Below are 25423 nucleotides of genomic sequence, written 5' to 3'. Positions count from 1 at the left end.
AGTGCTTATTGCGTTAAATTTTAAGCTTTATGAGTGAAGTGAGCCAAATAACTTATAGGATAAAGAGCTTTCTTTTTCATAGCTGTATTTTTGTGTAATGTCTTGAATTTAAGGGTTGAAAAAATAACAAATGACTTATTTTGTATTTTTATACATTTTTAAAAAGAAGATGAAAGGGTTGAAGCAAGGGAGAAGTCTCTTTATTCATTGGTATTATAAGGATGGGTGCATATATTTTTATCCTAGGAGGTAAAATATGTATAAATAATAACTTAAAATAAAGACAAATGTAGCTTTATTCCTATATTTTGTTAAGTATTTTTATGCTATAATGAGATTATGAAAAGAGAAGAACGATTAAATTTAATTAAACAAATTATCTCTGAAAATAAGATTGGGACACAGGAAGAGCTTCAAAGTGTTCTAGAATCTAGAGGGGTAAAGATTACACAGGCGAGTCTGTCACGTGATATTCGTGAGTTACATATTATTAAAAAGCGTGAAGACGGCAAGAGCTTTTATGTTTTTTTGACAGAGCTTAATTCGCCGTCACAATCTCTGCTGCAGCAATATTTGACGAACTTTGTGCTGAAAGTGGATGTTGCCAGTGTTAATGTAGTTGTACACACGCACCTTGGTGAGGCAGATCTTTTGGCTAATGCTTTTGATGATGAGCAACGCCCAGAAATTTTAGGGACTTTGGCTGGTGCAGATACTTTATTGCTCATTTGTAAGGATGAAGCGGCAGCAGAGCGATTAGCCTTGGAGATTGAAGATGCCTTATAATGCAAGTAAAGAAAAATTGATTGCACGTATTCTTGATTTGGATTATGTGAAGTCTTTTCAAAAAGCAGAAAACGCTTTACAGGAAGAAAAAGAGTTGTTTGAGCAACAAAGTAAAATGAAGGAGTTGCAAAAGGAAGCTGTTCTCTATCAAAAAATAGGCAAAATGCAGGCCTTTAAAGAGACATCCAATGCAGCCCAAAGGATACACAAGTCTTTAAAAAACGATCCCTTAGTTGAGGATTATCTTTTAAAAATGCAGCCAGTTGATGCTCTTTTGAATCATGTGACCGGTGAAATTGAAAGTAAAGTTAATGAAGCCTTGGGACATTAGGCTATTGGGAGAAGGACCTCGTGTCCTTTTTGTTTTACCTCCAAGCTTGAGCTGGCTTTTTGTATGTTATAATAGAAGCAAACAATTTTCAAAAGAAAGAAGAATTATATGTCTGAAAAAATTTCACCAGGAATGCAGCAATATCTTGATATCAAAGCTGATTATCCGGATGCTTTCTTGCTCTTTCGCATGGGAGATTTTTACGAGCTTTTTTATGAAGATGCAGTGAATGCAGCACAAATTTTAGAATTATCTCTGACTTCGCGCAATAAGAATGCAGAAAATCCGATTCCGATGGCAGGCGTTCCTCACCATTCAGCAGATCAATATATCGAGCAGCTTGTGAATTTAGGCCATAAGGTTGCCGTGGCAGAGCAAATGGAAGACCCTAAAACGGCTGCTGGTATCGTCAAACGCGCGGTTACGCAAGTTATTACACCAGGTACAGCTGTAGATGTGGGTTTAACAACTGAGAATAACTTTTTAGTGGCCTTGGATAAAGCTTCTGAAACATTTTCCCTGGCTTATATGGATCTATCGACAGGCGAATTTAAAGCCACTCAATTCTCCGACTTTTCAGCAGCCCTCAGTGAGATATCCTCCCTAAAGGCACGTGAGATTGTTGTGGGTTATGAGCTATCAGACGATGACAGACAAGTCTTTGAAAAGCAACTGAATGTGATGGTCTCAAAGCAGTATGATTATGAAGACATTGCTTCCACACTTTCTCCCTTAGAAAATCAAGTGGCTTCAAAACTCTTGGCCTACATTAAGCGTACTCAATTAAGGGACTTGAGCCACTTGCAGGAAGTGGAACACTATGAAATAAAAGACTTTCTGCAAATGGACTTTGCAACGAAATCTTCTCTGGAGTTAACCGCCAATAAACGAGAAGGAAAAAAGCATGGCACTCTTTATTGGTTGCTTGATCAAACCAAAACAGCTATGGGGACACGTTTACTCCGAAGTTGGGTAGACCGCCCGTTGATTTCTGCTGACGCCATCAATAAACGTGCGGATGTTGTACAACTTTTCGTGGACAATTTCTTTGAACGTGCCGATTTGATTGAGGCTCTCAAAGGTGTTTATGACCTTGAACGCCTAGCTTCCCGAGTGTCCTTCGGTAAAGTTCTTCCCGTGGATTATTTGCAGTTGGAAAATTCCTTGTCGAATGTCCCAGGCATTAAAAATGTTTTACTGACCATGAACAATCCAGTTCTGGACCCCCTCATCTCTCAACTGGATGAAATTCCAGAACTTATCGCCTTAATACGTCAGGCAATTGATGAATCAGCGCAACGTGTCATTACTGAAGGGGGCGTCATTAAGTCAGGTTATAATGCGCAACTGGACAAATATCGCGAAGCTTTAACAAACGGTACTTCATGGATAGCAGAGTTGGAAGCGAAAGAAAAAGCCAACACAGGAATCTCGACATTAAGAATTGATTTCAACCGCAAAGACGGTTATTATTTCCATATTACGCAAAGTCAGCTTGGCAGTGTTCCTGACCATTTTTATCGTAAGGCAACCTTGAAAAATTCAGAGCGCTTTGGTTCAAAAGAGTTGGCTGAAATCGAAGAAATTATGCTTGAAGCGCGTGAAAAATCAAGTGTTTTAGAATATGATCTTTTTGCGCAGGTACGTACAGAGACTGAACAATATATCTCGCGCCTGCAAAAATTAGCAAAAGCAATTGCCAGTATCGACTGTTTGCAAAGCTTAGCGACCGTTGCGGAAAAATACCAGTATACTCGTCCCATTTTTACCCCAGAGCGAAAGGTAAATATTGTAAAAGGGCGTCATCCTGTGGTGGAGAGTGTTCTTGGCGCTCAAGAATATGTACCCAATGACATTAAGTTGCCAAATCAAACCGCAATTCAGCTTATCACTGGGCCAAATATGTCTGGTAAATCAACCTACATGCGTCAATTTGCGATGATTGTCATTATGGCACAGATCGGCTCTTTCGTACCAGCTGAGCTTGCTGAACTTCCGATATTTGATGCGATTTTTACACGTATTGGTGCAAGTGATAACTTAATTTCAGGAGAGTCGACCTTTATGGTTGAAATGATGGAAGCCAACCATGCTATCCAACATGCTACGCCGCATTCTTTAATCATTTTTGATGAACTTGGACGAGGCACTGCAACTTATGACGGAATGGCTTTGGCGCAGTCGATTATTGAGTATATTCATGATAATATTCATGCTAAAACACTCTTTGCGACACATTACCATGAGCTGACGGAGTTGGCAGACAGTCTTGAGGAGTTAGAAAATGTGCATGTTGCAACCTTGGAAAAAGGTGGTGATGTGACTTTCTTGCATAAGATTACGGAAGGTCCAGCAGATAAATCCTATGGTATTCATGTGGCTAAAATTGCAGGACTGCCAACAAAATTACTTGAACGTGCCGATATTATTCTGCAAAAGTTGGAGAATAAGCCTGTAATGAGTAAAGCACCCGTAGTTGAAAAAGAGCAATTGAGCCTTTTCACTTTTGAAGATAACCATCAAGAGTTGATTGAGAGATTAAAAGAAACGAATGTCGATAATATGACAGCACGCGAAGCTTTGAACTTTTTATGGGATCTCAAAGACAAGCTGTAAGATTTGGTTTTTAATGGCAAAATTGTTAGAATGAAGTAAATAAAGAAGCGTTAAAAGGAGAGTATATGGCGGAAGATAAAGATAAAATTCTCGAAACACCTGAGGTCCCCGAAGTTGAAGCTATAGTAGAAGAGGGCGTTGACACAGCTCCTGAAGTGACAGAGGAAGAAATTCTTGTTGTGTCAGAGACAGATAAACCTTCTCCTGCTGATGAGCCAGTGGAAAGTGGAGAGACTATTACAGAGCAAGAAGTTGAAGCACCTGTTGCAGAATTAAAAGATGATTTTATTACTGACAAAGAAGCAACTGAAGAACCTAAAGTTTCTCAGTATAATTATGCAGATTGGCCATTTTTGGCAGACAACCGTGTCAAATCAGGAATAACTCCAAAATGGAACTGGGGCGCAATGGCGATGCCTGTTTTCTTTGGTGTAGCGAATCGCTCTTACCTAGGTTTGCTCAGTTTACTTGTGGTTATTCCTTGGCTTGGCTGGATTTTTGGTATTGTTTGGGCTATTGTTTTCGGTCTCAATGGAGAACGTTGGGCGCTACAAAATCCAGACAATCGCTACCGTGATGAAGAAGAGTTTCGTAAGGTTATGGACGGTTGGAACCGTGCCGGTTTAGTCGCCTTTATCATTGGTGCAGTAGTTACCGTTCTTCTCTTGCTTTTCTTTATGATTATTGGCGCAGCTATATTCAGTAATATGGATCAGCTTCAGTATTAAAAATAGATTGACGAAGTGATAATATGAGAGACCTCTCCGGTGTATTTCAGGAGAGGTTCTCTTTGTTATCAAGAAGCTTCTTCAGCTTTCAAATTTGTCTCTTGAAAATATGCTATAATAAGTACTGACTATGAAAAAGCGAAACAGTCACTTGATGCGGAGGTCTGAATAAGTGGGAAAAATAATCGAACTTGATGAATCACTTGCGAATCAGATAGCAGCAGGTGAAGTCGTAGAACGGCCTGCTAGCGTTGTAAAAGAATTAGTAGAAAACTCCATTGATGCTGGTGCAACGCGTATCATTGTGAAAATTCAAGAGAGTGGCTTACGGCTCATTGAAGTGATTGACAATGGAACGGGGATTGAAAAAGAAGATGTTGCTAAGGCTTTAAAGCGGCACGCAACCAGTAAAATCAAAAATAAAGCGGATTTGTTTAAAATACGTACGCTTGGATTTAGGGGTGAAGCGATGCCTTCAATTGCTTCGGTCAGTGAATTTTCTATCGAGACAAGTGTGACGGATGAAGAGTCCGGCACGCGCTTGGTAAGTCATGGTGGAAAAGTGGACACATTAGAAGCAATTGCCCAAAGAGAAGGGACCAAGGTTACTGTACAAAACCTTTTCTACAATACGCCGGCACGCTTAAAATATATCCGCTCCTTGCAAGCAGAACTTAGCCACATCACGGATGTTATTAATCGCCAAAGTATGGCTCACCCTGAGATTTCTTTCACGCTGATCAATGAGGGTAGAGAGCTGATGAAAACGGCAGGAAATGGTGATTTACGGCAAGTTATTGCCAGTGTTTACGGCCTGCCAACCGCTAAAAAAATGTTGAAAGTGGAGGCGGAAGATTTAGACTTTACGATTTCGGGATACGTGAGCCTGCCCGAGCTGACGCGTGCTAACCGTAATTACATCACCTTGATGATAAATGGACGTTTCATCAAAAATTTCTTGCTGAATCGTGCAATCCTTGAAGGATACGGCAACCGCTTGATGGTGGGACGTTTCCCTATCGTTGTGCTTTCTATTGAGATTGATCCACAATTAGCCGATGTCAATGTGCACCCGACTAAGCAAGAAGTCCGCTTGTCAAAAGAGCGTGAACTCATGCGCTTGATTACAGAAGCTATTCAAAGTGTTTTTGTGGAGCAAACTTTAATTCCTGATGCATTGGAAAATCTCAATTCACGACGTGTAAAACTAGAGGAACAACCAGAAGTTGTAAGGGAGAGCAAATCAGCAAACCTTTACTATGATAAGGTGAGTCAGGATTTCTTTGTGGATAAAACTCAGGTACGTGAGACGTACAATAGCCCTCAGGAGAAAGTTCTACCTCCAGAAGAAGCCCCTAGTACACCTTCTATTTTCGAAGAAGTGGTGCTTGAAGAAAAACAAGCACCGGAAAGCTCAAAAGGAATAGAAGGAAAAACAGCCTTTCCTGATTTGGAATATCTGGCACAACTGCATGCTACTTACCTGCTTTGCCAAGCGCAAGATGGTCTTTATATTATTGATCAACATGCAGCTCAAGAGCGTATAAAATATGAATATTGGCGGGATAAAATCGGTGAAGTCAGCATGGACCAACAAATTTTGCTGGCCCCTTATATCTTTAGTCTACCTAAGAATGATTTTTTGATGTTTTTAGACCGAAAACATATTTTGGAAGAAGCTGGATTGTTCCTTGAGGAATATGGAGAAAATCAATTCATTCTGCGTGAACACCCCACATGGCTTCAAGAAAACGACTTGGAAGAAACGGTTTATGAGATGATTGATGAAATCCTTTTGACAAAAGAATTCTCAGTCAAAAAATACCGACATGATTTAGCAACAATGGTGGCATGTAAGAGCTCGATTAAGGCAAATCATCCGCTTGATGCAGAATCAGCACGGGCATTAGTGAAAGAACTTGCTACTTGTGAGAATCCTTACTCTTGTGCGCATGGACGTCCAACAATTGTCCATTTTAATGGTGGAGATTTAGAAAAAATGTTCCGGCGTCGTCAAGAAACACATCTCTCTAAAGCCGCAAGTTGGAAGAATATAAATTAAAAATAGGAAAAGAAGGAAAATGACAACTTTATACATGGTAGTCCCTTGTTACAACGAGGAATTGGTGCTTGATGAAACATCTCGCCGCCTTGAAGAAAAATATGCAGCTTTGAAAAAAGCTGGGAAGATTGATGAAAAAAGCCGCGTTGTTTATGTTAATGATGGTTCGCGAGACAGTACCTGGGAAAAAATTCAAGAAAAACATGCGGCTAACCCGATGTTTAGTGGGATCAATCTCTCACGTAACAGAGGTCATCAAAATGCGCTCTTGGCGGGATTGATGCAAGTTAAAGACTTAGCAGATGCTGTTATTTCAATGGATGCAGACTTACAGGACGATATCAATGCTATTGATGCAATGCTTGAAGAGTATGAAAAAGGCTACGAAGTCGTTTATGGCGTCCGTGATAATCGAGACACAGATACGGCATTTAAACGTCGTACAGCAATGGCTTTTTATGGCTTGATGAAGAAACTAGGCAGTGAATCTGTGCCTAATTCGGCAGACTTCCGCCTGATGAGCAGTCGTGCCTTAAATGGTTTGGCTGAGTATGAAGAAGTAAATCTCTTTTTACGTGGAATGGTTCCTCTTGTAGGATATAAATCAACTAATGTTTACTATAAACGTGGAGAACGTTTTGCAGGGGAAAGCAAGTATCCCCTCAAAAAGATGGTGAGTTTTGCGATTGATGGGATTACTTCAACTTCAGCAACACCTATGCGCTTTATTTTCTGGACTGGCTTGACGATGTTCCTGCTTGCTTTTGTAGCTGGAATCTATGTTGTGGTGCGTCATTTCATCGGCGGCTTCCCAACGACGGGTTGGGCCTCAATCATGGTTGCTATTATTGGGCTAGGTGGCATTCAACTCTTGGCCCTTGGGATTATTGGTGAGTATATTGGTAAAATCTTCCTTGAAGTTAAAGCACGCCCACGTTTTATTATCCAAGACTTTATTAACACAGAAGGTGATGAGGACTAATGTACGAATACTTCAAAGGTAAGTTAGTTAAAATTACACCAACATATATCGTTGTTGATGTCGCCAATATTGGTTACCTCATCAATGTAGCAAATCCCTATGCTTGGTCCCATAGGATGAATCAAGAAATTGAAATATATGTGCACCAAGTGATTAGGGAAGATGCACATAGCTTATATGGCTTTATGGATGATGCAGAGAAATCTTTGTTTTTACGTTTGATTAGTGTCTCAGGCATTGGTCCAAAATCTGCCTTAGCAATCATTGCTGCAGATGATAACGTGGGTCTTGTTCATGCGATCGACAATAGTGACATTAAGTATTTGACGAAATTTCCAGGTGTCGGTAAAAAAACAGCGATGCAGATGGTTCTGGATTTAGCTGGTAAATTTGATGCCACAGCTTCAGCTGAAATGGTCAAAACTGCGGCTAAAAATGAAAACCTAGCTCTTATTGAAGCGATTGAAGCTTTGCAAGCCTTAGGCTATAAAGCAACTGAACTTAAGAAAATTCAGAAGAAACTTGAAGCTGAATCTGGATTGACCAGTGAAGAGTATATTAAGGCCGCTCTCAAATTAATGATGAAATAAAATCCGTACAACACGGATTTTTGTTATAATAAAAACAATGAACGAAAACTTATCAGCAACACCACTTGAAGATGAAATGATGGTTGAGAAGTCTTTAAGGCCTCAATTTTTCAATCAATACATCGGTCAAGACAAGGTTAAAGAACAACTTGAAATATTTATCAAAGCAGCAAGACTACGTGAAGAAGTACTGGATCACGTGCTTCTTTTTGGGCCTCCCGGCTTGGGGAAAACAACCATGGCCTTTGTTATTTCGAATGAGCTAGGGGTCAACATCAAACAAACATCTGGACCAGCAATTGAAAAACCAGGAGATTTAGTTGCTATCTTGAACGAGCTTGAGCCAGGAGATGTCCTTTTTATTGATGAAATCCACCGCATGCCGATGCAAGTAGAAGAGGTACTTTACTCTGCCATGGAAGACTTCTACATTGATATCATGCTAGGATCTGGCGATGGCAGCCGTTCGGTTCATTTGGATTTGCCGCCTTTTACATTAGTGGGTGCAACAACGCGAGCTGGGATGCTTTCAAATCCTCTGCGTGCGCGTTTTGGAATTTCGGCACATATGGAGTATTACACTGAACGTGACTTGGAGGAAATCGTCAAACGGACAGCAGATATCTTTGAAGTGGAGATTGTAGACCAAGGTGCGCTTGAGATTGCATTGCGAAGCCGAGGTACCCCACGTATCGCAAATCGTCTGCTGAAGCGCGTTCGAGATTTTGCGCAAATTATGGGTGACGGCCGTGTAGATAAAGAAATCACAGATAAAGCACTTCAGATTTTAGATGTGGACAATGCGGGACTTGACTATATTGACCAAAAAATCTTACGTACAATGATCGAAATGTATAATGGAGGTCCGGTAGGTTTAGGGACGCTGGCGGTTAATATAGCAGAAGATCAAGAAACTGTCGAAGATATGTATGAGCCTTACCTGATTCAAAAGGGCTTTATCATGAGAACGAAGCAAGGACGTAAAGCGACACCTAAAGCCTATGAACATTTGGGTTACCCTTATCAAGAGAAATAAAAAATACTCCATATGGAGTATTTTTTATATGTCTTACTTGAGTAAAATTTCTTTATATGGTAATTTTTATACCCAGAGCTGTGCTATAATGAAGATATGGAAAAAATAGTATTTGTCTGCTTAGGTAATATTTGTCGAAGCCCCATGGCTGAGTTTGTCATGAAAGACTTAGTTGAAAAAGAGGGAAAAAATTTCGAGGTGGAAAGTAGAGCCACGTCGAGCTGGGAACACGGGAATCCCATCCATCCAGGGACACGTGCTCTTTTAACCGCATATGGTATCCCATTTGATGCTACTAAAGGAAGCCAGCAGATTTCACAAGAAGATTTTCAATATTTTGATCAAATTATTGCAATGGATGAATTAAATAAAGAAAATTTAGAGAAAATGGCTCCTGCAGATCAAAAACATAAAATAAAAATGCTTTTGAATAAATCAGTCCCGGACCCTTGGTATACGGGAGATTTCGAGGAAACTTATCGTCTGGTAAAAGAAGGTTGTTTAAATATTTTAGAAAATAATGGCAAGTGATGTTATATGATATGACATAAACCTTTGACAAGAGATAAAACTAGGTTTATAATATGGCCATAGAGTTGAAATTGAGGAGATGACGGGTGAAAGAACGTGAATTGAGACACTCACTAGCAGTGCTACCTATTGGTACTGTTATGAAACTAACAGGATTGAGTGCGCGACAAATTCGCTATTATGAGGAACAAGGTTTACTTTTTCCAGAGCGTAACGAAGGCAACCGCCGCATGTATTCTCTTAATGATATTGAGATTGTTTTTGATATTGCTGACTTGCTGTCGGAAGGCAATAATATCGCTGATATTAAGCGCATCTATGCTCAAAGACAGAAAAAAGCTATGAAAAATCTCTCCATCAGTGAAGTACATCTTGCTTTAGAACGTGAATTTGCACAGCAAGGTCGTTTCGGACATCCGACATCCACTCATTTTAACCAGCCGCGTATGTAAGAAAAACTTACATTAAGGAAATTGAAGCATCGTTTATTCTTAAAAGGAGCCGTATTATGGGAATCACAGCAGCAAACATCCGTCGTGATGTCAAAGAAAAAAATATTAAGTTTCTACGCCTAATGTTTACCGACATTTTAGGAACGCTTAAAAACGTAGAAGTTCCAGCAACTGACGAACAGTTAGACAAACTTTTTGACAACAAGATGATGTTTGATGGCAGTTCAATTGAAGGTTTTGTCCGTATCAATGAATCAGATATGTACCTCTATCCAGATTGGGACACATGGATTATCTTCCCTTGGGGAGATGAGTATGGAAAAGTAGCTGGCGTTATTTGTGATGTTTATACAGCAGAAGGACAACCTTTCCCAGGAGATCCACGTGGTGTATTGAAGCGTAATCTTAACAATATGGAAAAATTGGGCTTTAAAAAATTCAATCTTGGTCCAGAACCTGAATTTTTCCTCTTCAAGCTTGATGAAAATCAAGAACCCACACTGGAAGTAAACGATAAAGGTGGATATTTTGATCTGGCACCGACCGATTTGGCTGGAAATACACGTCGCGAAATTGTAAATGTTCTTACTGATCTCGGTTTTGAAGTAGAAGCAAGTCACCATGAAGTAGCTGTTGGGCAACACGAGATCGACTTCAAGTATGCCGATGCTTTGAAAGCTTGTGATAATATTCAAATCTTTAAACTTGTCGTGAAAACTATCGCGCGTAAACATGGTTTACACGCAACCTTTATGGCCAAACCTAAGTTTGGTATCAATGGATCCGGTATGCACTGCAACATGTCGCTCTTCACAGAAGATGGGCAAAATGCTTTTTATGATGAAGCAGGTGATATGGGACTTTCGGAAGCTGCAAATTACTTTATTGGTGGTTTACTTAAGCATGCTTATAACTATACCGCAATCACGAACCCAACAGTGAATAGCTACAAACGTTTAGTCCCTGGATATGAAGCTCCTGTTTACATCGCCTGGGCTGGACGTAACCGCTCACCGCTGATTCGCGTACCCGCATCTCGTGGAATGTCTACACGTGTTGAGCTTCGCTCAGTAGATCCATCAGCCAATCCTTATTTGACAATGGCTGTTCTCCTTGCCTCTGGTCTTGATGGGATTGAAAATAAAATCACCGCACCAGAAGCTGTGGAAGCGAATATTTATGTAATGACCGAAAGTGAACGTAAAGCACATGGTATTACAGACCTGCCTTCTACTTTGCATAATGCTGTGAAAGCATTACGTGAAGATGAAGTAGTAACGGCTGCTTTAGGTGAGCATGTTTTGGTTAACTTTGTGGAAGCCAAGAAAATCGAATGGGCGAGCTATGCACAATTTGTAAGCCAATGGGAAATCGATAACTATTTGGAACTTTACTAAAAGAGAGAAGCATCCTTGAGATGCTTTTTTTGAATTTTTATACTAAAAAGACTAAACTAGACATATGGATATAAAAGAAAATTTAAAAAATATTATAGATAAACTAGACTATGGACAGGTTGCAAAACTTGCGATGTTGGAGAGAGGAGCCTATGCAGTATCTGGACCGCAAGAACCAGCTGCTGATGGTGCACTGTTTGAGGACTTTGCCGCCAAATATTTGTCAGAAAATGAAGATCTGACGGTTGTTAATCGCAAGGACCCAGAAACTGCACTTCAACAAGAAGATTTTGAGGCATTGCTTGGTCAACTGAAAGCACCGCAACATATCATTTTTGTAGAATGTCTGGAATTAGGAACGACTGAAATTAAGGGCTTTTTGAATACCCTCCTTTCTGCTGATTTAATCAAAAGCAGTAAAGTGGTTCTTTTGGACTTGCCACAGTTAGAATATATGGCACTCCATTCAAGTATGAAAGGAAAAATCGCTATTTAAAGCGATTTTTTTCTTGATATTCTCGGGAACGTTTCATAATTTCTTTATAGATAGAATGGATAGCAGGCTCGTATTGGGGTTTCTCTGTCCTTTTTTTTATCTTTTCGAAAATAAAGTGTTCTCGATCAGAATCGTAGACCTCTCTATTTTCTTCTGCCTTAGCTGTGATTACCTCTTCGACCAAGGACATACGTCTTTCTAAAAGCACAATAATTTGATCGTCTAGTGCATCAATTTCTTTACGGGTTTTTTCTAAAGTCATATTTTTATTATGACACAAAAGCTTCTGGAGGACAATTTTTAAATAAAAAAAGCGAACGATATTTATTTAAATAAAAAATTTTGTCTTTTGGTTTTAATAATGTTAAACTTTAATAAATAATGTTAAGTTTGGAGAAATTATGGATTGGTTTTTTAATCTGGAAGAAGAAGAACAAGAATTTATCAAGCAATTTATTTTTGCATCGGGTTCTTTAAAAGAGTTGGCCCAGTATTATGGGGTGAGTTATCCTACTGTGCGGTTGCGTATAGATCGGTTAATTGAGAAAATAGGTCTGAATGACAGTAAAAAGGATTCCTTTGAAGTAAGTATTATGCAAATGGTTATCGATGAAAAAGTGAGTCTGAGTAGTGCCAAAGAGATTATAAAAAAACATAGGGAGATTTGAGATGAATCATTTAATGGAGATAGCAATAATTGGGGTTATTATCGCATTTCAGACATTTGCGGGCTATAGAGAAAACAAGTACCTGGGTGCCTTGCTTCCGCTTGCTTTCATGGCCGCTGTAGGTGTTTTCTTATACAGAGGCGCTCTCGGTTTTAACTTTAAGGATATTGTGATGCCTTTTGTTGGGCTCTTCGTCTTAATCATGCTGTATCAAGGAGGAAAAGAGTCAAGAAAAAGCAAGATAAATAAAGAGCTAGAGAAAATGAAAGCCAAAGATATTTCAAAAAGAAAATAAAAGATAATTTAACCGCAAGTATTGACTCTATTACGGGTTAAGTTTATAATTATAAGATGAATAAAAGCGAAAAAATTGAAGGATATGAACTCCTTAATCTACAACTGAAAGGTTTACTTTCAGCACAAAACTATACATTATCAAATCTCTCCAATGCATCAGCTCTTCTCAATGACTTCTTACCTAATCAAGTCTTTGTAGGGTTTTATTTGTACAACGGCGAACAACTTATTTTAGGTCCTTTTCAAGGTGGGGTTTCTTGTGTCGAAATAAAGTTAGGCGCTGGAGTATGTGGTGAAGCCGCAGAGAAACGTCAAACATTAATTGTGGACAATGTTAAAGAACATAAAAACTATATTTCATGTGACAGCCGAGCGCTGTCAGAAATTGTAGTACCGCTCATTAAAGACGGCGAATTAAAAGGTGTTTTAGATTTGGATGCTTCAGAAACTTCCTTTTATGATGACGTCGATCAAAAATATCTTGAAGAATTCTGCCACATTTTGTCAGAGATGACGGATTGGAAATTTTTTTGAACGAGGGAAACGATGAAAGAAACAGTGAATAACTTTATAGCAGATCAATTTGGTACCAGTGAGGTGTGTCCTGTAGGTTTTGATCCTTTGGCTCAACCTAAAGCATTTGCTCAAGATTTGGGTAATTTTGTGTACCAGCTGCACCAATTAGAAGCAACAGGAGCGGAAAATCCAGCCTTAATGTTGCCGGTCATTGAAGCTGAATTTTTGACACTGTTGGACCAAATGAAAAGAATTGCACCTGTAGAAGGTTTACGCTTGTATTGGGATAAAGCTTCTAAAAATCCATGGACCAAGCCTGCGGTTGTTTTACATGGCGAGTTGAACTTGGACACTGTGTGGAAGAGGGCCGATAAATTTTCTGGGGTGGCTGAAACAGCAGCTTCCATAATTGGTGATCCTGCCTGTGATTTGACCATTGCATGGGAAATATTTGATGAGAAACAAAGAAAGATATTTTTCTCTGCTGCTGAAGCCGATAGGGCAACAGTCATCCGCGCTCGTGTATGGGCTATTTACAAGGCAATGAAAAATTATAATGCTGCCGATATTGATCAGTCCATACTGGCACGTGATGTTCTTTTCCGAATCAATGAAGAGCTCGGTCTTGGCGCAGAGCCAGACCTTTATTAGAAGGAATGAAAAATGGCTTACCAAGCTTTATATAGAAAATACCGTAGTCAAAGATTTGATGAGATGGTTGGCCAAGAAGTGGTGGCCACAACCTTAAAGAATGCTATCGTTAATGGGCAGATTTCTCATGCCTATCTTTTTAGTGGCCCGCGTGGGACAGGGAAAACTTCCGCCGCAAAAATTTTTGCCAAAGCAATCAACTGCCCGAATCAAAAAGAGGGAGAGCCTTGTAACACTTGTGATATTTGTCAGGCCATTACCCAAGGGAGCCTTGAAGATGTGATTGAACTTGATGCCGCTTCAAATAATGGGGTGGACGAAATCCGTGAGATTCGCGATAAATCAACTTATGCAGCGAGTCGCGCAAATTATAAGGTTTATATTATCGATGAAGTTCATATGTTGTCAACGGGGGCATTCAACGCTTTGCTGAAAACCTTAGAAGAACCTACAGATAATGTTGTCTTTGTTTTAGCAACAACTGAGCTTCAAAAAATTCCGGCAACAATTATTAGCCGTGTGCAAAGATTTGCTTTTAAAGCAATTACAACGCATGATATTCGTCAGCATTTAGCAGAAGTTTTAGCAGATGAGAAGATTGAGTTTGAAGATGCGGCACTGGATGTTATTGCAAAATCTGCTGAGGGAGGAATGCGTGATGCGTTGAGTTTATTGGATCAGGCCTTAAGCTTTTCTGATGGCAAGCTTGCAGAGAAGGATGCTCTCTTAGTGACAGGTTCCATTGCCAATGAAGCGCTTGTCTCTTATGTTGCAGCTTTGGCAACTTCAGATGGACCAACTGCACTTGATACCTTAGAGAAAATTTTTCTTGAAGGGAAAAATATGTTGCGCTTTACGGAAGATCTCTTAACTTATTTCCGTGATTTGCTTTTGAGGGGAGACAATGAAATCCCACGTCCCCGTCTTTACCAATGGATCAACATTGCGATTGAGTCTCTAAAAATTATTAAAGAAACGACCCAGAGCAAAATTGCTGCTGATGTGATGACAATGCGTCTTGTGGATACAGGAGCTTATTCATCTGTTGAACCTAAAGAACTTCCGGAAAGTTTGAACCATGAGCTTCAAGCCTTAAAAGCAGAAGTTGCAGAGTTAAAAGCTAAATTGGCAGAAACGGGAAGCCAAACTGTGGTATCCACTGTCAGTCAAGAAGTTCAAATTAAGCAGCAAGTGAAAACAAAAACAGTGACTGAAAAGTACACTGTAAATCAAGATTTGGTTTTTAAAGCTCTAAAGGAAGCGACCAACGAAGCACGCCAAGCAGTTTATGGTGCATGGCCTGAGATTGTTTCTAGCTTTACCAAACCTTCAGATCGTGCCTTAATCAATAATACCGCACCTGTGGCAGCCTCAAGTAATTTTGTGGTGGTTACTTTTCCTCATGGTAATTTAGCCAAGCGCGTTACAGAAAATGAAAACCTACAGTTAACTTTTGGCAATTTAATGTCATCAATACTGGGATTTTCGCCCGAGATTATTGCTTTAGCAGAGCAAGATTGGCAGGCTGTACGTCAAGAGTATGTCTTAAGCCTTAAAAAAGGAGAGCAGCATGTGATAAAAGACACGGAATCTGAGCCAGAAGCAGAAGAAGCCCTTGTCAGTAAGGCCAAAGAATTTTTTGGTGAAAAAGTGAAAGTAATTAATGACTAAAAAAACGCCTTGTGGCGTTTTTTATATTCGTTTTAATCAATCTCGCGGCTTAAATCGACTTCTTCAAGCGGAATGAGTTTTGTTTTCTTCACGATTTTGTAAGAGAAATATAAAATCAAGAAGAGTGGTAAAGCAAGATAGGTCGTGATGATGCTTTGCGCATTCATCGTTACAGTAGTAATTTGCCCGATAACGATAATGATTGAAAGAATAAGAGCGATAATTGGTCCAATAGGGAACCATTTGGCATGGTAGCCTAACTCAGAAAGTTTATGGCCTTGCTTAATAAAAGCACGGCGGAAGCGGAAGTGACAGATAGCAATTCCAATCCAAGCCAAGAAGCCGGACAAACCAGAAGCGGCAACCAAATAGAAATAAATCTCAGTTCCGAAGATACTTGTTAAGAAGGCCAAAAGACCGATGGCAACAGTCGCTAAAATTGCATAAATTGGCACACCGTTGCTTGTATTTGTTTTAGCGAAGACTTTCGGCGCATGCCCTTCTTTTGCCATGCCAAAAAGCATGCGGGAAGCAGCATATAACCAAGAATTGGCAGAGGAAATAACGGAGGTTAAAATGACAGCATTCATAACAGATGCAGCAGCGGCTAAGCCAGCACGTTCAAATACCAAGGTAAATGGAGAAACAGTAATGTCACTTTGGGTCGCTGCACGGAGGAGACTTGGATCTTTATAGTAAACCAAGGCACCGATTACGAATATTGAGAGGAAATAGAAAATAATAATCCGCCAAAAAACTTGCTTAATCGCTGAAGGTACATTTTTCTCAGGGTTTTCTGACTCGCCGGCTGCAATACCAACGATTTCTGTACCTTGGAAAGAGAAACCTGCAATCATGAAGACAGCAATCATACCTCCAATACCACCGACAAAACCATGATTTCCTCCGGCAGAAAGATTGCGTGCCACATCTGGCTTATAAGTCATAACCCCAAAAATTGTTGCGAGACCAATCACGATAAAGGCGATAACAGCGATGACTTTAATTGTCGCCATCCAAAATTCTGCTTCACCATAGGCCTTAGCTGAAATAAGGTTAACCAAGAGGATAAGCGCAATCACGATAGTTGACCATATCCATGTAGGCACATGGGGCAACCAAAATTGCATAATGACACCAACTGTAGCCGCCTCAACCGCCACAGTAATTGCGGAGTTAAACCAATAGTTCCAACCCATAGCAAAGCCAAAAGCTTTATCTACATAGCGGTCAGCGAAAGAAGCAAAAGAGCCAGATACTGGAAGATAGGAAGCCATTTCTCCTAGAGACGTCATAAGGAAGAAAACCATGAGTCCAATAGCGACATAGGCAACTAATGCACCTAAAGGTCCAGCTTGAGAAATCGTTGCGCCTGATGCAACAAATAGGCCGGTACCAATAGTTCCTCCTAAGGCAATCATTGTTAAGTGACGATGTTTAAGGCCACGTTTGACTTGCGTGGATGGCGTGGCCTCATTATTTGAAGTATTGTCCATTACTTCTCTCCTAAATTTATAAATATTAATACAAAAAGCAATCCCTAGAGATTGCTAAACGTCAGAAAGATCTTTCATCCGAATAGCGCATCGTGGTCATAGTAAGACCACGACAGTTTAACAGGTGTTTCCCGCTAAACCAAGAAAAGTCTGTGAGCATAACTTCTCTTTCGGCAACCGCTCCTGGGCTAAACTTCTCAGCATGCTCTAGCTCTGTTTAGCTTATTATTGGTTGCGACCTCTATCGTTTATTAAGTATTTATGAACATTTTAGATTAATTTGAGGGGGATGTCAAGGACGAGCCTGCAAGGAATGAATAATTATACACAACCTTATTTAAAATAACAGAATTTTTAATGCCTGTATATTTAAAAAAATCGAGGGATTTGTTTTAGAGACTAAAAAGAGTTATAATATAAGGAGAGATGATTACGGTTTCATCTCAACTATATCTGGAGGTGGTTTTCTATGACGTTTACCCCAAAATATGTATCTCCAACTTACGCGGGAGAAAAAATTGTATGCGTAACCCGTAGCCAGCAAGGGGAGATTTCCCACTTATATCAGCGCTTTGACAGCCGTTGTAAGTTACATTTTATTGTGAAAAAGCTTGGTTATTATCAATCGAAAGAAGGTGAGTATCGTTACATTCCAGCGAATGTCCTGGATGTAGTGGCTTAGTGATAAAAACAATGAAAAATCTTCTGCAGGGACAGAGGGTTATTTTTTTATTTTATAATAGAATAAAATAAGATAAGATAAACCAGCTTGCAAAAAGCAGCTAAATTTGATAGAATATATACTTGTGAGTAAAAACTCATAACTTACACAGGCTCCAACCTGTGTCATTAGTCCAAAAGGAGGAAAAATCAATGACAAAATACGAAATTCTTTATATTATTCGTCCAAACATTGAAGAAGAAGCAAAGAAAGCCCTCGTTGAACGTTTCGATAGTATCTTGACTGACAACGGTGCTGCTAATCTTGAGTCTAAAGACTGGGAAACACGCAAACTCGCTTACGAAATTCAAGACTTCCGCGAAGGTATCTACCACATCGTAACTCTTGAAGCTGCTACTGATTCAGAAGCTTTGAGCGAATTTGACCGTCTTGCTAAGATTAACGGCGACATTCTTCGTCACATGATCACTAAAGTAGAAGCTTAATTCTAGTTTAGCTGGACAAATTTAAAGGAGAAGCATCATGATTAATAATGTTGTTTTGGTCGGACGCGTTGTGCGTGACCCTGAACTGCGATATACACCGCAAAATACTGCGGTTGCTACATTTACGATTGCTGTTAACCGTCGTTTTAAAAACGCGCAAGGCGAACGTGAAGCTGATTTCATTAACTGTGTCATCTGGCGTCAATCTGCTGAAAACTTGGCAAATTGGGCTAAAAAAGGTGCCTTGATTGGTGTAACAGGTAGTATTCAAGTGCGAAATTATGAGAACAAAGAAGGTCAACGTGTTTACGTGACTGAAGTATTGGCTGATAACTTCCAAATGCTTGAGAGTCGTGCCGCACGTGAAGGTGGCTCTGGTTCATATTCTGCACCACAGCAACAACAATCACAAAATCGTCCTTTTGCTGGCTCTAACAGCTCAGCAGGAAATGCAACACCTGATTTTGGTCGTGATGCAGATCCATTTGGTGGCTCACCAATGGAAATCTCAGATGATGATCTTCCATTCTAACAATTAAGACAGTCCTTCTAAATGTCTGTCTGAGCCTCTTATTTGTTGATTAGAAAAACATTTTGTTTTTTCTAATCAACAACATCATACAATAATATAAGGAGAAACACACTATGGCTTTTCAAAAACGTGGTGGCTTCAAACGCCGTAAAAAAGTTGACTTTATCGCAGCTAACAAAATCGAAGTTGTTGATTACAAAGACACTGAACTCTTGAAACGTTTTATCTCAGAACGTGGTAAAATCTTGCCACGTCGCGTAACTGGTACTTCAGCTAAAAATCAACGTAAAGTGGTTACAGCTATCAAACGCGCACGTGTTATGGCTCTCTTGCCATTCGTAGCTTCTGACGAAAACTAAGAAATAAATAAGCACCTTCGGGTGTTTTTTTTGTTCTGAAAATATTTTACTTGCCTAGTTCTTTATGTTAAGCTTTATATAGGAATTAAAAAATTTTAAGGAGTAGAAGAGAAAAATGAGGAAGTATTTCAAAATATTTTTAGGGACATGGCTTGTCTTAACTTTGTTTACCTTTTTGGGATTTACAAAGTTAGATAGAGTGATGGCAGATAGCCCCCAGAGTCAGCCCATTTATCGACTTTATAATACCCGTAATATGGAGCATTTGCATACTGCAGATGTAAATGAAAAGAATAGGCTTCCTAAATTATCAAAAGATTGGAAATATGAAGGTATTGCATGGGCCGCACCTGTATCGGGTGATACTGTTTTTCGTGTATATAATCCTAAATCTGGAGAACATTTGTATACCAAAGACAGCTATGAAGTAAAAGTTCTGACGAGTAAGCATGGTTGGCGAGCAGAAGGAGTTGCTTTTTACTCTGCAACGAATAGAGATAAACCAGTTTATCGTCTCTATAATCCTGCTGCAGGTATTGGTGCCCATCATTCTACAATGGATACTTATGAAAAGAAAGTTTTAGTATCTCGGGGATGGAAGTATGAAGGAATTTCTTGGTATGCCTTACCCAAAGATGGAAGCTCTCCAGCATTGAACCTACCTTTAAGTGGTCCTAAAACAGCTTTTATATCTGGGAATGTTAAATTAACAGGAGCAGGGACAGGCTATCAGGCGAAATTCACGCTTAATGGTACAGGGGAGCATGCAATAAGTTTTGGTGTTCAGGTAGATAAGGAATCTAGTTTCCATGCAGGCTCAGCCGCAGGTAAACCTGTTTATATGAGCGAAAATATTAATGGAAGTTCCCATGTTTATACCTCATATGGGCCACCTGCCGTACTTAATCAGTGGACGAAGATTGAAATCGCATATTATGAGGCTTCTAAGGCCGTAGGCTTTTATGTGAACGGAAGCTTAGTTGGGACAGCTTATGCGCCAGACTTTGATAAAAATTATGTTGCTACAAGTTGGGGAAATCACTTGATTGCAAATGTCGGAGGTTCTGCCCGTATTAGAGGTGATAGCGTTAATGCACAATTTTCAGACGTACAAACGAGTGAAAAAGGAATGACGTTATGGAATGATACAGACAACAACTGGGTGGGTCTGACAGCCAAATGGTTAAATGGAAATATTGATTCATCTGATTTTTCAATTATTGGTACATCACAACTTCCTGTCGGCTTAAACTGGGATACTTATTGGAAAGCAGGATTGCCTACAGCGGATGGAGTAGCTCAAGTATCTGTTAGAATACCATAAATAAAAAGATAGGGAAAGCTGCCCTGCTTTTTTAATAGAATTTTTATGAAGAATAAAAAATCTGAATGTGGTAAAATAAAGCAATGACATGGATTATAATTTTACTTTTTTGCCTTTTGGCTTATGGGATTTTCCTTGAACCGCATTTTATGCGTGTGCGACAAGTGAGAATTTCAAACACAACTGGGCTGAAAGTGGCACACTTTACAGATACACACTTTAATTGGCATACACATCCACGCCGCTTTTTAAAATTTGCAAAACACATAAGAAAAACACGACCTGATTTGATCTTGTTCACAGGTGACTTATTTGATAAAGTCAATTGGGCGCAAGCGCATGATGTTGATAAAGTAAAAGAAATTTTAGCAGAACTTGAAGCACCTTTAGGAAAATTTGCGATTTTGGGCAATCATGATTTTTCGTATGAAGGGCACGCGCACTATATAAGAACTTTTTTAGAGGAAGCAGGTTTTACTGTACTTACCAATCAATCGCTCATGTCAGGACCAGTATCATTAACGGGGCTTGATGATTTACGTGAAGGGCAACCAAATTTTAGTATGGTTCCTGAGCAAGGAAAGTTTTCGATTTTAATGATTCATGAGCCGGATACCATTTTACAAGTAGAATTTCCTGAAAAATATGATTTAGTCGTTGCAGGACATAGTCATGGTGGGCAAATTCGTCTTGGTAATTTGCGGTTACGTAATGATGGGTCAAAGATGTATGATTCTGGTCTTTATACCTTAGGAATACATACAAAACTTTTTGTAAATGCCGGTATCGGGTTAACCTTTTTACCAATCAGGTTTGGTGTTCCCCCAGAAATCGTCTATTATGAAATTTAAAAAGTCTCCAGATAAACTTCTGGAGACTTTTGTTTAACGTTCTTGTGAAGAGATAATGGTTTCTTTACCATTATTATCAACAGCATGGAAATGCCGAGGCCAAGAATTATTAAAAGGATATTGGAAATCAACCGTAAGAGTTAAAGGATTGTGAGGCTGTGAAAATTTCACAGAGAGCAGTCCTTTTTGGTTGAGTAATTCAAAATTGATAAGGGGCTCAAGCGGGATAACGCCTTTTAGCTGATTGTCAATGATGAACCAAAAACTGTCAATGATTTCACCAGGAATACTAGAGACAGTTCCATAGCTTGCATAGCGTCCTTTTGTTTCAGTAAATGCCATTTTGGTCCTCCTTTATCATTAACTTTCCCGTTTAATTTAAACGGGTTTGGCTGATTACTTCTCGAATATTTTCTAAAGTATCTTCGATTGTATCCTGAGCTTTCATGCCGTACATCAAAAAGATTGCATCTAGAAGACTAATTTGAGAGACGGTTGAAGCGACAGCTTCAGGCCGAAAAGATATTTCTTCAGCTATTGAAATAAGTGCCAGGTCGCTTTTTTTCACCAAGGCTGAGTTGGCAAATGATGTGATGGCAATCACAGGGACGTGATTGTTCTTCAAAATATCAACGATCTTCAGTGTATCTTTGTTTTTTCCGGTATGTGAAATAACGAAAGCACAGTCTTTTTCCGTCAGCTTAGAAGCCAACATTTGTTGGTAATGAAAATCCTGATGATATACCGTTTGCAGTGGCATACGCAAAAATTTATGGTAAGCAATTAAAGCAACGGCATTAGAGCCACCAAGACCAAAAAAACCACATGTTTTGGCGGATAAGAGGATATTCATAACCTTCTCCAATGTTTCGCTCTCTATCAGTTGCAAGGTGGCATTGAGAGAAGAAATATTACTGGTAAAGTTCTTGGCAAGAATATCTTTATAGCTGTCTTCTGGCGATAGTTCACTGAAAAAGTTGTCGGATTTAAATTTTTCAGTACTATGGATAGCTAACTTTAAATCTTGGAATGAATCAAAGCCGATTTTTTTGGCAAACCGCGAAATGGTTGCAGTAGAGACTTTCGTATTCTTTGCAAATTCTTGAATGGATAAGCGCGCGGCACTGTCCATATTTTCAATCAAGTAATTTGAAATGGCTTGATCAGATTTACTGAGGTTATCGTAATAAGAGTTGATACGTGTGATGAGAGATTGTGTCATATGCTTTCCAGTCTTGCTTTTATTATATCATAACACAATTTTGAGGTGGAAAATGGGAAATGCTTTTAAATAGAAAGTTGATTTATTCCTCTTCAAAATCATAGTCTCGAATGGCGCTAGAAATATCACTAAAGTCAAAGCCTTTACGGGCCAAGGCCTGGGTTATGCGTTGCTTAAGTTCATAGCCTTCGTATTTTCTACTGTATTTACGTGCGCTTTTGTCGAGTTCGGTGTAAAGAAGTTCCAGCTCATTTTCTTCATCTGCTTCAAGTTCTAAGCTTTCAAGCGCTACGGCGCTAATGGCATAGGAAAAACCCTTAGCAGTGAGTCCTTGTGTGACTTTTTGTTTAAGCTGTTGTAGAGTGAGACGACTTGCTTTTTGGCGGACTATTTTTTCCGCCAGAGTGACAGCCACGTCAATTTGTTTTTCTTCATTAAAGACTTGGGCTATTCCTTCATCAATAAGTTGCAAATCAAGTCCCTTGAGGTAGAGCTTTTGTTTTATCTGATAAGGGCCGGCACTTGCTGTGCGAACTTTTCCCTGAATATAACTTTCGATATAAGCGCGGTCGTTGAGGAGGCCGTTTGTGGTAAGGTTGTCAATGATCTCCTCTACTTGAAGGGGGTGGATATTATGGTCAGAGAGATATTTTTTTACTTCTGATGTTGTTCGAGCTTTGAAGGAAATAAAGTAAAGTGCCAGAGATTTGCCTTGTGCAAAATTGTCAAAAGTTAAGAGCTGCTCCAGTTCAGCTGGAGAAAAGGCTTTGTCCCTAGTCAGCATGTATTTTACAATTGTATCCTCACAGACATAAATTTTATCTTTAGCTTCCTCCCATTCTTTATAGGAAAAAGGCTCTGTCAGTGTAACTTTGTAAAGCTTTTTGAGTTTTGTGATTTCCTTGATTTTTATCATAACTTTATTATAACAGAGTCACCAGATAAGATACAATAAGTCTTTCTTTGCCGAGCTGCAGCTGTCGGAAGAACTCCATAGTAGGATGGGGCAATCGCTTTTACTTTGTTGACGTGTGGCGCTCTTTTTTACCTGCATTTTCATGTTTTATAGGTGCTTTATTATCACAAAAAAGTATTAGGTTGCTATATATAGTAGGTTATAGTAAAATTGGGATATGATTAATCTGAAAATTGGACAAAAAATCCCACTCAATATTGAGCGTATGGGTATCAATGGCGAAGGAATCGCCTCTTACCATGGGCGCTTAGTATTTGTGCCTTATGCACTGCCTACAGAAGAAATTTTGGCAGAAATTACAGAAAATGCACGCAATTTTTCACGCGCAAAAGTTGTAAAGATAAATAAAAAGTCAAAATACCGTGTTAAACCCGAAGATCGTGTTTACCATGAACTGAGCGGCTCACATATCATGCATCTTGCTTATCCGCAACAATTAGAATTTAAGCGCGATTTGCTCCGTCAATCTCTCGAAAAATACCGTCCAACAGGTTGGAAGAAGTATGAACTTTTACCTACACTTGGGATGGAAAATCCTTTGCGTTACCGTAACAAATTGCAATTCCAAGTGCGCCGTCTAAATAATGGAGATGTTATTGCTGGATTATACAAAGAAGGCACACATCACTTGGTGAATTTAGAAAATTGCTTGGTTCAAGACGAAGTCATCCAAAATATCGCTAACCGTATTTGTCGTTTGATTGAAAAATACAACTTGCCTGTTTATGATGAGCGTAAGGTCATGGGTATCCGCACAATCGTTGCGCGACGTAGCCAAAAAACAGGTGAAGTCCAAATTATTTTCGTTACCTCTGCACGTATCAGTTTAGATGGACAGGTTTGGCCTGCACCACGGGAAGAGCTCTCAAAACGTCAACGCAAAGATTTGGTGAAGATGGATAATATTTTATCTGACTTGACGGAAGAGTTTCAAGAGATTGTTTCTGTATCAGCCAACTTCCATCCAAAGAAAACCAGCGAAATTTATGGTGACCGCACACAGATGCTTTTTGCGGAAAAAGAAACGATTACTGAAGGCGTTTTGGATTATGACTTTGAGTTGTCACCCCGTGCTTTTTATCAACTTAATTCAGAACAAGCAAATGTGCTTTACGGTGAAGCTGTACGTGCGCTAAATCCGAAAAAAGATGACCGTGTGATTGATGCCTACTGTGGCGTTGGGACAATCGGTTTTGGTGTAGCCAAGAAAGTAAAATCTGTCCATGGAATGGATATTACGCCAGAATCTATCGCAGATGCTAAAGCCAACGCAAAACGTCTTGGCTTTAAAAACTGCCACTATGAGGTAGGTAAGGCGGAGCGTATCATTCCTAACTGGTATAAATCAGGTCATAGAGCCACAGCCCTTATCGTTGACCCACCACGTACAGGATTGGATGATGCCTTGTTGGAAACAATCACCACTTATACACCGGAAAAACTGGTTTATGTCTCTTGTAATGTTTCAACATTGGCAAAAGACTTGGTCATTCTTTCGCAATTTTACAGCATCGAATATATCCAATCTGTTGATATGTTCCCACATACAGCACGTACTGAAGCCGTGGTGAAAATGCGTAAACTTGCCCAACCATTGGCAGCACCTTTCCGTGCTGAAAAGCCAAAGCAACAATACGACAAGCCCCGTAGAAAAAGAAAATAAAATAGGCTTATAGTTTGAGCGAG

The 25423-nt window shown here is 39.5% G+C and carries 29 protein-coding genes and 1 riboswitch; of the genes, 24 read left to right on the top strand and 5 right to left on the bottom strand.

What is annotated here, in order from left to right:
* Positions 1 to 339: 339 nt before the first annotated feature.
* The 12 genes from argR to PYW30_RS09790 all read left to right on the top strand — a co-directional run bounded on the left by argR (position 340) and on the right by PYW30_RS09790 (position 12007).
* On the top strand, positions 340 to 786 hold the full coding sequence (gene argR / locus PYW30_RS09845) for an arginine repressor (protein ID WP_003133109.1): 447 nt from the start codon (positions 340 to 342) through the stop codon (positions 784 to 786).
* Positions 776 to 1117, top strand: a complete 342-nt coding sequence (locus PYW30_RS09840) for a YlbF family regulator (protein ID WP_003133110.1) — start codon at positions 776 to 778, stop codon at positions 1115 to 1117. Before argR ends, PYW30_RS09840 begins: the two co-directional genes overlap by 11 nt.
* A 108-nt stretch (positions 1118 to 1225) precedes the next feature.
* Entirely contained in the window at positions 1226 to 3733 is a 2508-nt protein-coding gene (mutS, locus tag PYW30_RS09835; RefSeq protein ID WP_042219008.1) for a DNA mismatch repair protein MutS, read from the top strand.
* A 65-nt stretch (positions 3734 to 3798) separates the two neighbouring features.
* On the top strand, positions 3799 to 4461 hold the full coding sequence (locus PYW30_RS09830; RefSeq protein ID WP_042219006.1) for a hypothetical protein: 663 nt from the start codon (positions 3799 to 3801) through the stop codon (positions 4459 to 4461).
* A gap of 172 nt (positions 4462 to 4633) precedes the next feature.
* Entirely contained in the window at positions 4634 to 6523 is a 1890-nt protein-coding gene (gene mutL, locus PYW30_RS09825; RefSeq protein ID WP_042219004.1) for a DNA mismatch repair endonuclease MutL, read from the top strand.
* A gap of 19 nt (positions 6524 to 6542) precedes the next feature.
* Positions 6543 to 7505 (top strand): glycosyltransferase, encoded by a 963-nt coding sequence (locus tag PYW30_RS09820; protein WP_042219002.1) that lies wholly within the window; start codon positions 6543 to 6545, stop codon positions 7503 to 7505.
* Entirely contained in the window at positions 7505 to 8095 is a 591-nt protein-coding gene (gene ruvA / locus PYW30_RS09815) for a Holliday junction branch migration protein RuvA (RefSeq protein ID WP_042219001.1), read from the top strand. Before PYW30_RS09820 ends, ruvA begins: the two co-directional genes overlap by 1 nt.
* A 37-nt stretch (positions 8096 to 8132) precedes the next feature.
* The gene (gene ruvB, locus PYW30_RS09810; protein WP_014025511.1) at positions 8133 to 9131 is read left to right on the top strand and encodes a Holliday junction branch migration DNA helicase RuvB; all 999 of its coding nucleotides are present in this window, start codon (positions 8133 to 8135) and stop codon (positions 9129 to 9131) included.
* Positions 9132 to 9227: 96 nt separating this feature from the next.
* On the top strand, positions 9228 to 9662 hold the full coding sequence (locus PYW30_RS09805; protein ID WP_042218999.1) for a low molecular weight protein-tyrosine-phosphatase: 435 nt from the start codon (positions 9228 to 9230) through the stop codon (positions 9660 to 9662).
* An 86-nt stretch (positions 9663 to 9748) separates the two neighbouring features.
* On the top strand, positions 9749 to 10114 hold the full coding sequence (locus tag PYW30_RS09800) for a MerR family transcriptional regulator (RefSeq protein ID WP_003133119.1): 366 nt from the start codon (positions 9749 to 9751) through the stop codon (positions 10112 to 10114).
* A 56-nt stretch (positions 10115 to 10170) separates the two neighbouring features.
* Positions 10171 to 11511, top strand: coding sequence for a type I glutamate--ammonia ligase (glnA, locus tag PYW30_RS09795; RefSeq protein ID WP_003133120.1), 1341 nt, complete (start codon positions 10171 to 10173; stop codon positions 11509 to 11511).
* Between the two features lie 64 nt (positions 11512 to 11575).
* Positions 11576 to 12007 carry a hypothetical protein gene (locus tag PYW30_RS09790; RefSeq protein ID WP_042218996.1) on the top strand — a complete coding sequence of 144 codons (432 nt, stop codon included), beginning with the start codon at positions 11576 to 11578 and terminating at the stop codon, positions 12005 to 12007.
* On the opposite strand, the gene PYW30_RS09785 is transcribed toward PYW30_RS09790, so the two are convergent.
* A complete protein-coding gene (locus PYW30_RS09785; RefSeq protein ID WP_042218995.1) occupies positions 12000 to 12269 on the bottom strand; it encodes a chorismate mutase in 270 nt (89 codons plus the stop codon). The two genes, PYW30_RS09790 and PYW30_RS09785, sit on opposite strands and share 8 nt — an antisense overlap.
* A 139-nt stretch (positions 12270 to 12408) precedes the next feature.
* Here PYW30_RS09785 and PYW30_RS09780 point away from each other — a divergent pair, with 139 nt between their 5' ends.
* From PYW30_RS09780 to dnaX, 5 genes are read left to right on the top strand one after another with little or no spacing between them, the layout of a single operon-like run.
* The gene (locus PYW30_RS09780) at positions 12409 to 12675 is read left to right on the top strand and encodes a DUF2089 family protein (protein WP_042218993.1); all 267 of its coding nucleotides are present in this window, start codon (positions 12409 to 12411) and stop codon (positions 12673 to 12675) included.
* Between the two features lies 1 nt (position 12676).
* Positions 12677 to 12970: a hypothetical protein gene (locus PYW30_RS09775; protein WP_042218991.1), complete on the top strand. Its 294-nt coding sequence runs from the start codon at positions 12677 to 12679 to the stop codon at positions 12968 to 12970.
* A 56-nt stretch (positions 12971 to 13026) separates the two neighbouring features.
* Positions 13027 to 13506: a GAF domain-containing protein gene (locus tag PYW30_RS09770; RefSeq protein WP_014025504.1), complete on the top strand. Its 480-nt coding sequence runs from the start codon at positions 13027 to 13029 to the stop codon at positions 13504 to 13506.
* 12 nt (positions 13507 to 13518) lie between these two features.
* Positions 13519 to 14139, top strand: coding sequence for a protein kinase family protein (locus PYW30_RS09765; protein ID WP_042218989.1), 621 nt, complete (start codon positions 13519 to 13521; stop codon positions 14137 to 14139).
* 12 nt (positions 14140 to 14151) lie between these two features.
* Positions 14152 to 15810, top strand: coding sequence for a DNA polymerase III subunit gamma/tau (dnaX, locus tag PYW30_RS09760; RefSeq protein ID WP_042218986.1), 1659 nt, complete (start codon positions 14152 to 14154; stop codon positions 15808 to 15810).
* A 32-nt stretch (positions 15811 to 15842) separates the two neighbouring features.
* On the opposite strand, the gene PYW30_RS09755 is transcribed toward dnaX, so the two are convergent.
* Entirely contained in the window at positions 15843 to 17306 is a 1464-nt protein-coding gene (locus tag PYW30_RS09755; protein WP_003133128.1) for an amino acid permease, read from the bottom strand.
* A gap of 75 nt (positions 17307 to 17381) precedes the next feature.
* Positions 17382 to 17558: riboswitch (Lysine riboswitch) on the bottom strand.
* Positions 17559 to 17775: 217 nt separating this feature from the next.
* Here PYW30_RS09755 and PYW30_RS09750 point away from each other — a divergent pair.
* From PYW30_RS09750 to PYW30_RS09725, 6 genes are all read left to right on the top strand, one after another.
* Entirely contained in the window at positions 17776 to 17988 is a 213-nt protein-coding gene (locus PYW30_RS09750; RefSeq protein WP_016171080.1) for a hypothetical protein, read from the top strand.
* A gap of 191 nt (positions 17989 to 18179) precedes the next feature.
* Positions 18180 to 18473, top strand: coding sequence for a 30S ribosomal protein S6 (rpsF, locus tag PYW30_RS09745; protein ID WP_003133129.1), 294 nt, complete (start codon positions 18180 to 18182; stop codon positions 18471 to 18473).
* Between the two features lie 37 nt (positions 18474 to 18510).
* Entirely contained in the window at positions 18511 to 19005 is a 495-nt protein-coding gene (gene ssb, locus PYW30_RS09740; RefSeq protein ID WP_003133131.1) for a single-stranded DNA-binding protein, read from the top strand.
* A gap of 113 nt (positions 19006 to 19118) precedes the next feature.
* The gene (rpsR, locus tag PYW30_RS09735) at positions 19119 to 19364 is read left to right on the top strand and encodes a 30S ribosomal protein S18 (protein WP_003133134.1); all 246 of its coding nucleotides are present in this window, start codon (positions 19119 to 19121) and stop codon (positions 19362 to 19364) included.
* A gap of 115 nt (positions 19365 to 19479) precedes the next feature.
* Complete coding sequence (locus tag PYW30_RS09730) at positions 19480 to 20688, top strand: hypothetical protein (RefSeq protein WP_042218983.1); 1209 nt, start codon at positions 19480 to 19482, stop codon at positions 20686 to 20688.
* Between the two features lie 83 nt (positions 20689 to 20771).
* Positions 20772 to 21539 carry a metallophosphoesterase gene (locus PYW30_RS09725; protein ID WP_042218981.1) on the top strand — a complete coding sequence of 256 codons (768 nt, stop codon included), beginning with the start codon at positions 20772 to 20774 and terminating at the stop codon, positions 21537 to 21539.
* 33 nt (positions 21540 to 21572) lie between these two features.
* Here the strand turns inward: PYW30_RS09725 and PYW30_RS09720 are convergent, their stop codons facing one another.
* From PYW30_RS09720 to recX, 3 genes are all read right to left on the bottom strand, one after another.
* Positions 21573 to 21881 carry a DUF960 domain-containing protein gene (locus PYW30_RS09720; RefSeq protein ID WP_014025499.1) on the bottom strand — a complete coding sequence of 103 codons (309 nt, stop codon included), beginning with the start codon at positions 21879 to 21881 and terminating at the stop codon, positions 21573 to 21575.
* A 31-nt stretch (positions 21882 to 21912) separates the two neighbouring features.
* Entirely contained in the window at positions 21913 to 22761 is an 849-nt protein-coding gene (locus PYW30_RS09715) for a MurR/RpiR family transcriptional regulator (protein ID WP_042218979.1), read from the bottom strand.
* 82 nt (positions 22762 to 22843) lie between these two features.
* Positions 22844 to 23677: a recombination regulator RecX gene (gene recX / locus PYW30_RS09710; RefSeq protein ID WP_042218977.1), complete on the bottom strand. Its 834-nt coding sequence runs from the start codon at positions 23675 to 23677 to the stop codon at positions 22844 to 22846.
* A gap of 217 nt (positions 23678 to 23894) precedes the next feature.
* On the opposite strand from recX, the gene rlmD reads away from it, so the two are divergent.
* Positions 23895 to 25400 (top strand): 23S rRNA (uracil(1939)-C(5))-methyltransferase RlmD, encoded by a 1506-nt coding sequence (gene rlmD / locus PYW30_RS09705; protein WP_042218975.1) that lies wholly within the window; start codon positions 23895 to 23897, stop codon positions 25398 to 25400.
* Positions 25401 to 25423 lie beyond the last annotated feature (23 nt).

The organism is Lactococcus garvieae subsp. garvieae (genome assembly GCF_029024465.1).
Classification (GTDB): Bacteria; Bacillota; Bacilli; order Lactobacillales; family Streptococcaceae; genus Lactococcus; species Lactococcus garvieae.
This window is presented reverse-complemented; position numbering and strand designations above follow the sequence as displayed.